This is a genomic window from Egibacteraceae bacterium (assembly GCA_040905805.1).
GTDB lineage: Bacteria > Actinomycetota > Nitriliruptoria > Euzebyales > Egibacteraceae > DATLGH01.
Genome location: JBBDQS010000095.1, coordinates 1 through 12,890 on the forward strand (window position 1 = coordinate 1; position 12,890 = coordinate 12,890).

General features: G+C 73.9%; 12 protein-coding genes. 6 read left to right on the forward strand and 6 right to left on the reverse strand.

All coding sequences use genetic code 11. The features are described 5' to 3' along the window. Window positions 1-133: 133 nt before the first annotated feature. Window positions 134-880 (forward strand): anti-sigma factor, encoded by a 747-nt coding sequence (locus WD250_10735; GenBank protein ID MEX2620684.1) that lies wholly within the window; start codon window positions 134-136, stop codon window positions 878-880. 6 nt (window positions 881-886) lie between these two features. Here WD250_10735 and WD250_10740 read toward each other — a convergent pair whose 3' ends face one another. The 3 genes from WD250_10740 to WD250_10750 form a co-directional block, all read right to left on the reverse strand. Next, complete coding sequence (locus WD250_10740; protein ID MEX2620685.1) at window positions 887-1,999, reverse strand: FEA1-related lipoprotein; 1,113 nt, start codon at window positions 1,997-1,999, stop codon at window positions 887-889. A 139-nt stretch (window positions 2,000-2,138) separates the two neighbouring features. Next, entirely contained in the window at window positions 2,139-3,701 is a 1,563-nt protein-coding gene (locus WD250_10745; protein MEX2620686.1) for a phosphoenolpyruvate carboxykinase (ATP), read from the reverse strand. Between the two features lie 22 nt (window positions 3,702-3,723). Beyond that, a complete protein-coding gene (locus WD250_10750; GenBank protein ID MEX2620687.1) occupies window positions 3,724-4,533 on the reverse strand; it encodes an MBL fold metallo-hydrolase in 810 nt (269 codons plus the stop codon). Between the two features lie 68 nt (window positions 4,534-4,601). Here WD250_10750 and WD250_10755 point away from each other — a divergent pair, with 68 nt between their 5' ends. The 5 genes from WD250_10755 to WD250_10775 all read left to right on the forward strand — a co-directional run bounded on the left by WD250_10755 (window position 4,602) and on the right by WD250_10775 (window position 11,095). After that, window positions 4,602-4,979 carry a hypothetical protein gene (locus WD250_10755; protein ID MEX2620688.1) on the forward strand — a complete coding sequence of 126 codons (378 nt, stop codon included), beginning with the start codon at window positions 4,602-4,604 and terminating at the stop codon, window positions 4,977-4,979. Window positions 4,980-4,988: 9 nt separating this feature from the next. Beyond that, window positions 4,989-6,323 carry an L-seryl-tRNA(Sec) selenium transferase gene (selA, locus tag WD250_10760; protein ID MEX2620689.1) on the forward strand — a complete coding sequence of 445 codons (1,335 nt, stop codon included), beginning with the start codon at window positions 4,989-4,991 and terminating at the stop codon, window positions 6,321-6,323. Window positions 6,324-6,387: 64 nt separating this feature from the next. Beyond that, window positions 6,388-8,496 (forward strand): chloride channel protein, encoded by a 2,109-nt coding sequence (locus WD250_10765; protein MEX2620690.1) that lies wholly within the window; start codon window positions 6,388-6,390, stop codon window positions 8,494-8,496. Between the two features lie 293 nt (window positions 8,497-8,789). Further along, the gene (selB, locus tag WD250_10770) at window positions 8,790-10,652 is read left to right on the forward strand and encodes a selenocysteine-specific translation elongation factor (GenBank protein MEX2620691.1); all 1,863 of its coding nucleotides are present in this window, start codon (window positions 8,790-8,792) and stop codon (window positions 10,650-10,652) included. Between the two features lie 80 nt (window positions 10,653-10,732). Then, a complete protein-coding gene (locus tag WD250_10775; GenBank protein MEX2620692.1) occupies window positions 10,733-11,095 on the forward strand; it encodes a hypothetical protein in 363 nt (120 codons plus the stop codon). 14 nt (window positions 11,096-11,109) lie between these two features. On the opposite strand, the gene WD250_10780 is transcribed toward WD250_10775, so the two are convergent. The 3 genes from WD250_10780 to WD250_10790 form a co-directional block, all read right to left on the reverse strand. Continuing rightward, window positions 11,110-11,574, reverse strand: a complete 465-nt coding sequence (locus WD250_10780; GenBank protein ID MEX2620693.1) for a RidA family protein — start codon at window positions 11,572-11,574, stop codon at window positions 11,110-11,112. Between the two features lie 22 nt (window positions 11,575-11,596). Next, window positions 11,597-11,881, reverse strand: coding sequence for a WhiB family transcriptional regulator (locus tag WD250_10785; protein ID MEX2620694.1), 285 nt, complete (start codon window positions 11,879-11,881; stop codon window positions 11,597-11,599). Between the two features lie 145 nt (window positions 11,882-12,026). Continuing rightward, entirely contained in the window at window positions 12,027-12,803 is a 777-nt protein-coding gene (locus tag WD250_10790) for a slipin family protein (protein ID MEX2620695.1), read from the reverse strand. Between the last annotated feature and the right edge of the window lie 87 nt (window positions 12,804-12,890).

Consider the following 12,890-nt stretch of genomic DNA (forward strand, 5'->3'; position numbering starts at 1 on the left):
CGATCGAGCTCGCCTATTACGGCGGCCACACGTACCGGGAGGTCGCCGAGCTGCTCGGTGCCCCCCTGGGGACGGTGAAGACCCGTCTGCGTGACGGTCTCATCCGCTTGCGCGACACGCTGGGGGTGCGCGTATGACCGCCGATGTGCACGCCATGGCGGGCGCGTACGCGCTGCACGCCCTGCCTGCGGACGAGCGGGCCTTCTTCGAGCGCCACATCACCGTGTGCGAGGCCTGCCACCTGGAGGTCGACGAGTTCGCCACCACTGCCGCATTGCTCGGCAGCGCGTCCGCGGACGCGCCACCACCGGTGCTGCGCGAGCAGGTCCTGCGCGCGGTCGACGTCACGCGCCAGGCCCCGCCCGCCCAGCTCGGGGCGCCGCCGGCACAGCGGTCGGGGCGTCGCCTCCTGGAGATGGTGCTCGGCGGCGTCGCGGCGTCGCTGGCCGTCGCGCTGCTCGTCCTGTCGGGGGTCACCGTCGCCATGAACGAGCGCCTCGGCGAGCTGGAGGCGGCAGCGCCCACCACCGTGGTCGACGACCGGGCGTTGGCCGTACTGGCGGCACCCGACGCCAAGACGCGCCCGCTCGCAGCCGAGGGCGGCGCTGCCGGCCGCTTCGTGTACTCCCCCCGGCTGGACATGGGCGTGTTCGTCGCACGCGACCTGGCGCCCCTGCCCCCCGACTCCACCTACGAGCTGTGGCTGTACCACGACGGCACCCCGGTCCCGGCCACGGTCTTCGACCCCGACGACCACGGCCGGGCCCTGACGGTGGTGGAGGGGTCGGTGACCGGGGCCGAGTCCGCCGCGGTCACCGTCGAGCCCCACGGCGGCTCGCCCGCACCGACCGGTGGCACCGTCCTGCAGGGTTCGGTGTAGCCACCGCTAGGACGACTGGAACTCGCCGACCTGTTCCTCGTCGATGCCCAGGTCGGCATAGACGCCCTCGAGCGCTGCGCGGATCGCATCCCCCTCCCCCTCGGTCGGCTCCGCGGTCAGGGCCAGCACAGCGTCGATCTCCTCGGCGGCCGCGGCGTCGGCCTCGGCGATGAAGGGGGCGAGGACCCGCCAGAAGGCGTAGCCCTCGGCCTGGTGGACACGGGCCGCCTCCTGGTCGCCGCCCGCGAGGTCCTCCCCCATGACCTGGCCGTATTTGATGGTCGCCTGCACGTAGGTGACGAGCGCAGTGGAAACGAACTCGTCGTAGGCCTCCTCGAAGGCGGCCTGGTCGCCTTCCCCGGCGGCGTCGCGCATGCGCTCCGTCGCCGCGAGCAACGACTCGTTGACCGCCTCGCCGGTACCGAAGTCCTCGCCCCGCTTGGACGCCGTCGCGTAGGGAGCGCAGTTGGGATCCGCGCCATGGTAGAAGGCCCAGGCCTCGTCGACGTTGTGGGGGGCGCCCTCGGCCGCGTCGGTCTCGCCGGCCTGCACCTTCGCCGCCGCCGCGTCCAGCTCGTGGAAGACGTGCGCCATCAACACCTGGTTCTGGATGCCCTTCTGGATGCCCTGGCGACGCACCCCGTCGGGCTCCCCGTCGAACTCCCCGGTGCCCTCGAGCGCTGCGGTCACGAAGTCGTCGGCAAAGGTATCGCTCCCGAAGTGCTCGGCGTAGCGGTTCCAGAGGGGCTCGTCGTGGCCGCCCGTCGCGGCGCCCTGCAAGGTCCGGTTCGAGCCGTCCCCGCGCTGGGAGCTGCCACCCTCGGTGTAGGCGGCGCGGACCGCCTCGTCGTCGAGCTCGCCATCGCCGGGCAGCGCCTCGTTGACCTCGCACATGTCCAAAACAAGCCGGGCGTGGGCATCCACATCCGACACGGGCTCGTAGCCGCCGAGCTCGCCGGACGCCGAGCCCTGGTCGGGATCGCCGGCGCTGTCGGAGTCGGATCCGCTGGCGTCTTCTGTCGTGGTGTCCTCACCGTCGAGGTCGGCATCGGCGCAGGCGGTAAGGATCAGTGGCGCCGCGACGAGCGCGACTGCCAAATAGCGTAGGCGTGGGTACACCGGTGGTCCTCCTTGGGTGCCTCGCGAGAAGGCGAGGGATGGAGCCAGGGGCTGGCAAGCAGCACATCCCCTGGCTAAGTTAGGGAAACCTAACCTTCCCTCCTAGGGAATGCAAAAGCGCGTCCCACGCCCGCCGTTGTCACCCGAGCGCGTCGACCACCGCGGGGTCCAGCCCGGCGTGGCCGGCCAGGTACGCCCGCCGCTCCTGCTTGAGCGTGCGGACCAGGTCCTCGTACTCCTCGCTACGCCCCTGTGCCTGATAGAGGCGCCGGGGCTGCAGGATCTCCGGGTCGGGGAAGCTCGGGACGTCGGCCGCGACGAAGTAGCCGAAATCGGGGTCACGCTCCCACGTGACCGTGTCCTCGGCGATGGCCTTCACGATCGCCGAGGAGTGTGCGATGCCCACCTTCTTCGACCCGGGGACGTCCTCGTCGCCCCCGACACGCCCGGTGTTCAGCACGTGCACGCCGAAGTCGTAGTCCATGGAGCGGATGAGCTCGCCCAGACGGTTGCCCTGGAGAAACTCGTGGCCCAGGAAGAAGGGGTTGGTCCCGGGCACCCGCAGGCGCTTGCCCGCCTCGGCCGTGCCGCCGGCGCTGGTGCCCTTCGTCTCACCGAGCATGAAGTAGGCCACGGCCTGCTCGACCGACGTCATCCGCGCCACGGCCGGCGCGATGTGCTCGGCGCGGTTGAGGATCAACAGGAAGTCGGCCGTGCCGAGCTTGCGTGGGTCGAAGTGCTCGATGGCGTCCAGCGCGAAGGTGCCGCGACCGTTGGCGGTGTAGGAGTCGTCGAAGAAGTCCACCTTGCCCGCCTCGTCGACGGCGACGTTCTCCAGCCAGGCCTCCGGCGAGGCGAGGGCGGCGTGGATCGTCGGCTCGTCCCGCGGGTCCAGGCCGTAGGTCTTGGCGAAGCAGCCGTTCTCCGTGGAGAACACCCCGCCGCCCTCGACCAGGGCGACGATGTCGTCCTGCACGGGCAGCGAGCCGTTCTGGCGGGTGAAGGTCGTGGTCGTCTTGCCGGTCCCCGACAGCCCGATGATGAGCGCGACGCGGTGGCCGCCGTCGACCGGGATGACCTTCGCCCCGGCGTGCATCGCCAGCGCCCCCTGCTGGAAGGCCCACTCCATCCACATCCGCAGCCCGCCCATCTTCGACTCACCGAAGTAGTCGATGCTGAACACCCGCGTCACCCAGTGGTCCAGGTCGATGGCCACGAGCCGGTCGTCGGGGTAGCCCTGCGCCGGACAGCTGGGCGTGTAGATGACGGTGAGCGCGTCCGCTGCCCGCCAGTCCGCGTCCTTCGGGTAGTACAGCTGCTGCTGCATCGCCGGGATGTTGGCGTTGGCCCGCTCGACGTAGACGCGCGCAGGCCGCTTCATCGGCGAGTTCTCGGGGCCGATGTAGCCCTCCACCAGGACCATGTCCGCCGTGCGGATGTAGTCGTCCTGGCGGCGGGCGACCCGCTCGTACTCCGCACGGGCCATGGTGGGCTTGGCCGTCCTGGACGGGTCGTCGGTGACGACGAACGTCGACCCCGCCGACCGCGCCGTGACCCGGGCCTGCACGTTGTAGTTGCCGAACTCGGTCTTGGCGGCGTTGGGCATCTGCGCCACCCACGCCCGCAGATGCGCCTGGCTCGGGTTCGCGGCGACGGACAGAGCGGACGGGAGATCGGCGGCGGTCACGGTGTGGCCTTCCATCGGCTTCCCGCGATGGTAGCGGTCACCGGGGGAGGACCTCGCCCGCGCGGATCTCGACGAGGCCCTCCGCCGCCAGCTTGTCCAGATGCGCGCGCACGCTGCGCTCCGCGGCGGGGTGCAGGGCCGGGTCGACGTCGGCGTAGACCCGGGCCACGAGACCGGCCGGGGTGCGGTCACCGGCCGCGAGCCCCGCGAGGATCTGGCGCTCGCGCTCCTCGCGGTGCTCCAGGTAGGCGGTCACCACGCTGCTCGGGTCGTCGACCACCGGCCCGTGGCCGGGGTACAGGATCGGCGCACCGAGGCCGGCCAACCGCCGCAGCGACGCGCAGTAGTCGGCCATGTCCCCGTCGGGATGGGCGACCATGCTCGTGCCGCGGCCGAGGACGTGGTCCCCGGTGAGGACCGCTCCGGTCCCCGCCACCCGCAGGCACACGTGGTCGCTGGAGTGGCCGGGGGTGTGCACGGCCTCCACGGCGATGCCGGCACGCCGCACCACGTCGCCGTCACGCAGCGGGGCCACCTCGGCCGCGGGCACCAGCGCCGGGGTGAACGCGAGCAGCGGCACGCCCCAATCCTCCGTCCACGCCGCCGCCTCGGCGTGGTCGGCGTGGTGGTGGGTCACGACGGCGGCGACGATGGCCGCGTCACGGTCCGCTGCCGCGCCCTCGACCGCCCGGCGGTGCTCGAGCAGATCCGGGCCGGGGTCGACGACGAGGAGCTCGCCGCAGCCCGGCGCCCCCAGCAGGTAGGTGTTCGTCCCCTCGAGGGTCATCGGCGATGGGTTGGGGGCCCGCACCACCGTCGTGAGCTCGTCCAGCCGGAGAGTGCCCATGGGCCCGCAATGCTAGCCACCCGGCGGGCGCGGTGGACGAACCCCGCCGCAGCAGCGAGGCTGTCGCCATGGTCGAGCGCAACGACACACCGCTGGACTGGCGCGAGCGCCTGGCCGTGCGCCAGGCCGTGCAGCGCGGTGACCGGCTGCCCGACGCCAGGCTGGCCCGTGCCGCCGTCGCCCACGCCGACCGCTACCTCGCCAACCCGCTGCGGGTGCATCTGCGGTTCGGGGTGCTGCTGGCCGCGGGCGGCCTGCTCGCGCTCGCCCTCCTGGCGGCCACGACGGGGCTGGAGTTCACCGCGGGTGGGGCGATCGGGCTGGTGGCGGGCTTCATCGGTGGCCAGCTGCTGCTCATGCGGCGCCTGACCGAGCCGCGGGTGCGCAAGGCGCGCGAGGCCAACGCGCAGGTCGGCAAGGTCCGCAAGGGCAAGCGCAGACGGTAGGGTCTCGGCGTGCCAGACCGCTCCGCGCTCGCCCGGCTGCCCCGCATCGACGACCTGGTGGTCGAGGCGGGCGACCTCGTCGCGCGGTACGGGCGGGGGCCTGTCACCGCGGCGCTGCGCCGCGGCGTGGAGGCGGCGCGCCACCGGTTGGTCACCGAGGGCGGTGCGGCCCCGGACGTGGCTGCGCTGGTGTCGGCGGCGGCCGCCGACCTCGACGCGCGCCGGCCGGGGCCCCCCCGGCCGGTGGTGAACGCCGCGGGCGTGGTGGTGCACACCAACCTCGGTCGGGCGCCGCTCTCGGCGGCCGCCCGGCAGGCGATGGCGGACGCGGCCGGCTACTGCGACCTGGAGTACGACCTGGCCAGCGGGCGGCGCGGCTCCCGGGGGGCGCGCCTGGATCCGCTCCTGGCCGAGGCCACCGGCGCGGAGGCCGGCCTTGCGGTCAACAACTGTGCGGCCGCCCTGGTGCTCAGCCTGGCGGCCCTGGCGCTCGGGCGCGACGTGGCGGTCAGCCGCGGCGAGCTCGTGGAGATCGGCGGGTCGTTCCGCCTGCCCGAGATCATGGCCGCGTCCGGGGCGCGCCTGATCGAGGTCGGCACCACCAACCGCACCCGGGCAGGCGACTACGACGTGGAGGGTGTCGCGCTGCTGCTGAAGGTCCATCCGTCCAACTTCCGCATCAGCGGGTTCACCGAGGCACCCGGCGTGCAGGCCCTGGCCGAAATCGCCCGTGCGCGTGGCGCCCCCCTGGTCCACGACGTCGGGTCGGGTCTGCTGACCGACCGGCCGGAGGACTGGCTCGCCGGCGAGCCGAGCATCAGCGGGTCCCTGGCAGCGGGGGCCGACCTGGTGCTGGCCAGCGGCGACAAGCTGCTGGGGGGCCCCCAGGCCGGCCTCCTGGTCGGGCGCGCCGACCTGGTCGAGCGCTGCCGGCGCCACCCGTTGGCCCGCGCCCTGCGACTGGACAAGCTGCGGGTGGCCGCGCTGGTCGCCACGCTGGAGGAGCACCTGCGCGGCGGGGACGTGCCCACCTGGGCGATGCTGCACGCCGACGCCGGGGTCCTGGCGACGCGCGTGTCGGCGCTGGCCGAGCGCCTCGGCGGCGAGGTGGCCGACGGCGCCACCCTGGTCGGCGGCGGCTCCGCGCCCGGCCTCTCGGTCCCCTCGCCGGTCGCGCGCGTGGGTGCCGAGCGCCCCGACGCGGTCGCCGCCGCGCTGCGTGCCGGCGATCCGCCGATCATCGTGCGCGTCGACGACGGGGCCCTCTGGATCGACCTGCGCACCGTGCCCGCCGAGACCGACGACCTCCTCGCCGAGCGCCTCACCGCCGCCCTGCACCCGTAGCACCCATCCCCGACGATCCCCGCACACCGGCCGTGCCGCCCCGCACGGCGTAGGCTGCCGCGCGATGGCGACCACGCGGCTGAGGGAGCATCCGCTCGTGCGGCGGGTACGGAGCCTGGCGTCCACGGACCGCACCAGCGACGGTCTGCTGGTGGCGCTGGCGGCCGCGGTGGGGCTCGGCACCGGCCTGCTCGCCGTGGCCCTGATCGAGCTCATCCGCCTGGTCCAGGCCGTGGCGTTCGCCGGTGGCCCCGACCCGGTGGTGGTGGTGCTCGCCCCGACGGTGGGCGGCCTGCTCGTCGGGATGCTGCTCATGTACGCCGTGCCCGAGGCGCGCGGGTCGGGGGTGAGCCAGGTCATGACCGCCATCGCGCTCCACGGTGGGCGGATGCGCACGGCGGTGGCGCCCGGCAAGCTCCTGGCCAGCGGCCTGGCGCTGGGATCCGGCGCCTCCGGTGGGCGGGAGGGCCCGATCGTGCAGATCGGCGGCGCGGTCGGCTCGACCGCCGGGCGGCTGTTCAACCTGGACGAGGAGCAGAAGCGCGCCCTGATCGCCGCGGGAGCGGGCGCCGGCATCGCCGCCTCCTTCAACGCACCGATCGGCGGGATGCTGTTCGCCCTGGAGGTCATCCTCGGCGGCTTCCGCGCGCGCTACCTGCAGGTCGTCGTCGTCGCGTGCGTCGTCGCGTCGGTGACGGCGCGCCAGATCATCGGGCCCGAGCTCATCTACAACCCGCCGCCGTTCACCCTCGCCGACCCCCGCGAGCTCCTCCTGTACGTGGTGCTCGGTCTGGCGGCAGCCGGCGTCGGCATCGCCCTCGTGCGCGGCGAGTGGCTCGTGTCCACCGTCGCCGAGCGGGTCCGCATCTGGCCGCCGCTGCGGACCGCCACCGGCGGTCTCGGGGTCGGCCTCATCGCGCTGGCCGTCCCCGAGGTGCTCGGCACGGGCGACCGCCTGCCCGCCGTCCTCGGGGTGGTCACCGACCCGATCGCGGGCATGTTCGCCGGCGAGGTCGGCGGCACCGGCCTGTCCGCGGCCGCCTTCCTGGTCCTGCTGCTCGTCGCCAAGCTGGTCGCCACCGCCCTCACGCTCGGCACCGGCAGCTCCGCCGGGTCGGTGGCACCCTCGGTGTTCCTCGGCGCGGCGCTCGGCGGGGCGTTCGGGCACGTGACCGCGGTGGTGCTGCCGGCGGCGGGCGTCGCGCCCGGCGGGTTCGCACTGGTCGGCATGGCGGCCGTGATCGGCGCGACCACCCGCGCGCCGCTGAGCGCGATCCTGATCGCCATCGAGCTGACCGGCGACTACGGCCTGGTGCTCCCGCTGATGCTCGCCACCGGCATCGCGACGTTCCTGGCCGACCGCCTCGACCGCGAGTCCGCCTACACGCTGCCGCTGACCCGCCGGGGCATCGTGTACGGCGAACCCGAGGACATCGACATCATGCAGACGGTGCGGGTGGGCGAGATCATGGTCACCGACCCCCCCACCGTGCCGCCCTCGATGACCGTGGGCGACCTCCAGGCGGAGTTCCGCCGGACCCGTCGCCACGGCTTCCCGGTGGTCGACGGGAGCCGGCTGATCGGGGTGGTCACGATCGCCGACCTCGCGCGCGCCGCGAACCCGGGCGGCGCCGACGACGAGGCCATGACCGTCACCGGCGACATCATGGCCATGCGCCAGCGCACCGTGGGTGACATCTGCACCCGCCGGGTGGTCACCGTCACCCCCGACGACCCCGTCTTCCGGGCCGTGCGGCGGATGGGCGCCATCGACGCCGGGCGCGTCCCGGTCGTCGCCGCCGACGACCACAGCCGGCTCGTCGGCATGGTCGGCCGTGCCGACATCGTCAAGGCCTACCAGCGCGCGGTCACCCGCAGCCTCGGGGTGCAGCAGCGCCAGCAGTCCTCCCGGCTTCGGGACCTCGCCGGCACGCAGTTCGTCGAGCTGGTCGTGGCCCCCACCGCCGACGTCGCCGGGCGGGCCGTGCGCGAGGTGGCCTGGCCGCCGCGCACCATCATCACCAGCGTGCAGCGCCGCGGCGAGGTGATCATGCCCAACGGCGACACCGTGCTCGAACCCGGTGACGAGCTGGTCGTCCTGACGGGCCAGGGCGCCGCCGAGGAGGTCCACCGCCTCGTGGCCGGCCCCGACCCCGACGCCCCGCCGCAGTAGGCTCGGCCCCGTCCACGGCGTACGGGCGTTGGCGCCCTCCAGGCGCCAGGCCAGGCCGGTGCCGATGGCGACAGCTGCGGGCCCATCAAAGCGGGCCCCCCACCCGTTGGCGACACGACACCCGCGGGAAAGCGCAGGCGACCTCCGCCCCCAGGCACCCCTCCAAGCGCCACCCGCCCCAGCTTTCCCGCGCGGGCGCGGGAAAGCTGGGACGGCAGGGCCCGGGGACGGCCGCGACGGCAAGGCTTCCTGCGCGCCCCACCGGTCCACGCTGCCGCAGTAGGCTCTCCGGCATGCGGGTCATCTGCACCGCCGGGCACGTCGACCACGGCAAGTCCACCCTGGTGAAGGCGCTGACCGGCATGGAGCCGGACCGCTTCGCCGAGGAGCAGCAACGCGGGCTCACGATCGACCTCGGCTTCGCGTGGACGAGTCTCGGCGACCACACGGTCGCCATCGTCGACCTGCCCGGCCACGAGCGCTTCGTCGGCAACATGCTGGCCGGGGCGGGCGCGGTGGACCTGGCGCTGTTCGTGGTCGCCGCCGACGAGGGGTGGATGCCCCAGAGCCAGGAGCACCTCGACATCCTCGACCTGCTCGGGGTGAGCCGGGGCCTGGCGGTGATCACCAAGGCCGACACCGTGGACGCCGAGACCCTGGAGCTGGCCGAGGAGCTCGCCCGCGAGCAGCTGGGTGGCAGCGCGTTCGCCGACGTCGACGTCCTGGCGGTCAGCGCGGTCACCGGCGCAGGACTCGACGAGCTGCGCCAGCGGCTTGCCGCCGTGCTCGACGCGACCCCGCCGCCCGCCGACGCCGGCCGCCCGCGCCTGTGGATCGACCGGGCGTTCTCCGTGCGGGGTGCCGGCACGGTCGTCACCGGCACCCTGTCGGGCGGGCGCCTGCAGGTCGGCGACGACCTCGTGCTGCTGCCCGGGGACCGGCCCGTGCGGGTGCGGGGCCTGCAGTCGCTGAAGGCCGCGGTCGACGAGGCCGCCCCCGGCAGCCGCGTGGCGGTGAACCTGTCGGGGGTGGACCGCGCCGGCGTCCGGCGCGGCGACGCCCTCGGCGTCGCCGGCCAGTGGCTGGCGGTGGAGCGCTTCGACGCGCACGTGCGGGCCCTGCCCGGCCAGGTGATCGACCGCCGGGGCGCCTGGCATCTGCACGCCGGATCCGGCGAGCGCGTCGGCAGGCTGTACCCCCTGTCGGGCAGGATCACCGACGAGGGCTACGTCCGCGTCGAGCTGGACGAGCCCGCCCCCCTGGCCGCCGGGGACCGCTTCGTGCTGCGGGAGGCAGGTCGGCAGGCCACCATCGGCGGTGGGATCGTCCTGGACCCCGACCCCCCGCCCCGTCCTCGCGGGGCGCAGCGCGCGGTGCGGGCGTCGGCGCTGGAGGCCAGGCGCGACGCCCTGGTCGCCGGTGACCGGGCGCGGCTGCTCGGCTGCCACGTCGCCGAGCGCGGTGCCGCCGTGGCGCAGGCCACCGCCGCCGCCACGGGCCTGACGTCCGAGGGGGCGGCGGCCGCGGCGGCTGCCGCCGGCCTCGTGCCACTTGGCGCGGCATGGGCGCACCCCGACGCGATCACCGCATGGAGCGAGGCGGTCGGCGGGGCTTTGCGCGCCTACCACCGCGAGCACCCCGTCGACCGGGTGGCCCCGAAGAGCCTCGCCGCGCGTGCCGCCGCCGAGGCCGGCTGCCCCACGGCCCGCATCGCCGACCTGCTCGCCGCGCTGGCGGCCCGGGGCGCGGTCGTCGCCGAGGGCCCCGGCCTGCGCGCCCCCGACCACGCGGTGCGCCTGGATCCCGAGCAGGAGCGCGCGAAGGGCGCCCTGCTCGACGCGCTGGGCGCCGACCCCTTCTCCCCCCCGGGGCTCGACGGCGCCGCCGGCGCCGCCGGCGCCTCACCCGCGCTCGTGCGGGAGCTCGAGGCGGCGGGCGACCTCGTGCGGCTCGGCCCCGACCTCGCCGTGACCGCCGACGCGCTCGCGCAGGCCGTCACGCTGCTGCGCGACGCCTACGGGGCCGAGGGCCCGCTGACCGCGGCGCGCGCCAAGGAGGTCCTGGCGACCAGCCGCAAGTACGCCGTCCCGCTCCTGGAGGCCCTGGACCGCCGGGGTGTCACCCGCCGGGAGGGCGACGTCCGCCACGTCCGCTGATAGACCTGGGGATCGCCGGAGCGCCAGCGGAGGCGATTCCCTGCTGTGCCGGATGTGGCGGTCGCGCAGCGACCGCCCTGGTGGCTAGACCTGGGGATCGCCGGAGCGCCAGCGGAGGCGATTCCCTGCTGTGCCGGATGTGGCGGTCGCGCAGCGGTCCGGAGCGCCTCGACGAGGTCGAGAAGGCCCAGGAGCTCGGCATCGACCTCATCGGGGTCCACAAGGGCGTGCCCCTCGGGCCGCAGCCGATCGAGCACACCCAGACCTGGGACATGGACGGGGCCGCGGCCAACTTCCCCGACCTCAACTTCGTGATCTTCCGCGTGGCCTGCCCTTCATCGACGAGACCTGCTGGACCTGCACGGCATGGACGTCGAGGAGACCAAGGCCCGGCTGGGCCGCACCTGATGGAGGCGCCACCGCTTCGCTCCATGAGCGCCTGACCCGAGCGCGCCGGTCAGCCCGACGCGACCTCGACGACGGCCTCGGCCTCGACGGGGGCGCCCATCGGCAGGCAGGCCACGCCGACGGCTGCGCGCGCATGGCGGCCCGCCTCACCGAGGACCTCGGCGAGCAGCTCGCTGCAGCCGTTGGCCACGAGGTGCTGGTCGGTGAAGGCGGGCGCGCTGGCCACGAAGACGGTGACCTTGATCACGCGGCGCACCTGTGCCAGGTCCCCCGCGGCCGCGCGCATCTGGGCCAGCAGGTTGACCGCGCAGGCGCGGGCGCAGCGCCGGCCGGTCGGCAGGTCCAGGCCGTCACCCAGCACGCCGCGGGCGACCAGCTCCCCGTGGTCCAGGGGGAGCTGACCCGCGGTGAACACCAGGTCGCCGCTGCGTGTCCACGGCACGTAGGCCGCGGCCGCGGGCGGCGGGGCCGGCAACGTGATGCCGAGCGCCGCCAGGCGTTCCTCGATCGTCACGACCGGGTGCCGCGCAGGGCGCTCAGCACGCCTTCAGCCGGCCGGCGAGGATGTGCTTGCGGTCCAGCTCGGAGTGCCCGCCCCAGATCCCGAACTGCTCCGCGGCATCAAGTGCCCACTCCAGGCACTCCACCCGCACCGAGCACTGCGCGCAGATGGCCTTGGCCTCGGCCTCCCGGGCCTCGCGCTCCGGCTTGGGCTCGAACTGGACGGGGGGGAAGAAGACCCCCGCGTCGATGCTGCGGCACAGGCCGTGTTCCTGCCACGCTGCAGACAGGGCCGTCTGCAGCAACGGCAACGATGCCATGCTCCGACCCACGAGGTACGGCCCCCCCAAGAGGTTGACTGCTCGGTGTGACTGCTACGCAATGCTGGGGGCGAGGTTACGACGATTCGCCGTCGTACGAAAGGGTCTTTTTCATCGCCCTCGCACGCTCGGGCGATCCCCCATGTCAGTCCTTCGCGCTGTCGCTCAGGCCCTTGAAGCCCATCAGCAGCTCCATGGGAATCGGCAGGACCAGCGTCGAGTTGTTCTCGGCGGCCACGGAGTTCAGGGTCTGCAGCACGCGCAGCTGGTAGGCGATCGGCTCGTCGGCCATGACCGCCGCCGCCTCCTGCAGTTTCTCGGCCGCCTGGAACTCCCCCTCGGCGTTGATGATCTTCGCCCGGCGGTCGCGTTCCGCCTCGGCCTGGCGGGCCATCGCCCGCTGGATGTCGGCCCCGAGGTTCACGTCCTTGATCTCCACGAGGGTGACCTTGACGCCCCACGGCTCGGTGAGCTCGTCCACGATGCGCTGGATCTGCGAGTTCAGCCGCTCGCGTTCGGCGAGCAGCTCGTCGAGCTCGGCCGTGCCGCACACGCTGCGCAGCGTCGTCTGGCACACCTGCGAGGTGCCGAACATGTAGTTCTGGATGGCCACGACGGCCTTGACCGGCTCCACCACGTTGAAGTAGGCGACGGCGTCGACGCGCACCGTGACGTTGTCGCGGGTGATGACCTCCTGGGAGGGCACGTTGACCGTGACCGTCTGCAGGTTGACCTTCACCATCTTGTCGATGATCGGCACGATGAAGAACAGCCCGGGGCCCTTCGCGCCCTCCAGGACTTTGCCGAGGCGGAAGATCACGCCGCGCTCGTACTCCTGCACGATCTTGATGGCCGCAACAGCGAGGGCCAACAGCAAGGCCGCCAGCACGGCGACGAACAGCAGGATCCCGTCGATCTCCATTGGAGCCCCCTCGGTAGCGGCGTTGCGACGCAGCCTAACCCAGACGTCGAGACGTCGAGGCGTCGAAGCGTCGACGCGTCGACGCGT

Bases quoted from the DNA above. Each gene is read 5' to 3' on its own strand.
- WD250_10755 (MEX2620688.1), top strand. From the start codon at position 4,602: ATGGTCGAGCGCAACGACACACCGCTGGACTGGCGCGAGCGCCTGGCC.
- WD250_10750 (MEX2620687.1), bottom strand. From the start codon at position 4,533: ATGGGCACTCTCCGGCTGGACGAGCTCACGACGGTGGTGCGGGCCCCC.
- WD250_10735 (MEX2620684.1), top strand. From the start codon at position 134: ATGACCGCCGATGTGCACGCCATGGCGGGCGCGTACGCGCTGCACGCC.
- WD250_10785 (MEX2620694.1), bottom strand. From the start codon at position 11,881: ATGGCATCGTTGCCGTTGCTGCAGACGGCCCTGTCTGCAGCGTGGCAG.
- WD250_10765 (MEX2620690.1), top strand. From the start codon at position 6,388: ATGGCGACCACGCGGCTGAGGGAGCATCCGCTCGTGCGGCGGGTACGG.
- WD250_10745 (MEX2620686.1), bottom strand. From the start codon at position 3,701: ATGGAAGGCCACACCGTGACCGCCGCCGATCTCCCGTCCGCTCTGTCC.
- WD250_10790 (MEX2620695.1), bottom strand. From the start codon at position 12,803: ATGGAGATCGACGGGATCCTGCTGTTCGTCGCCGTGCTGGCGGCCTTG.
- selB (MEX2620691.1), top strand. From the start codon at position 8,790: ATGCGGGTCATCTGCACCGCCGGGCACGTCGACCACGGCAAGTCCACC.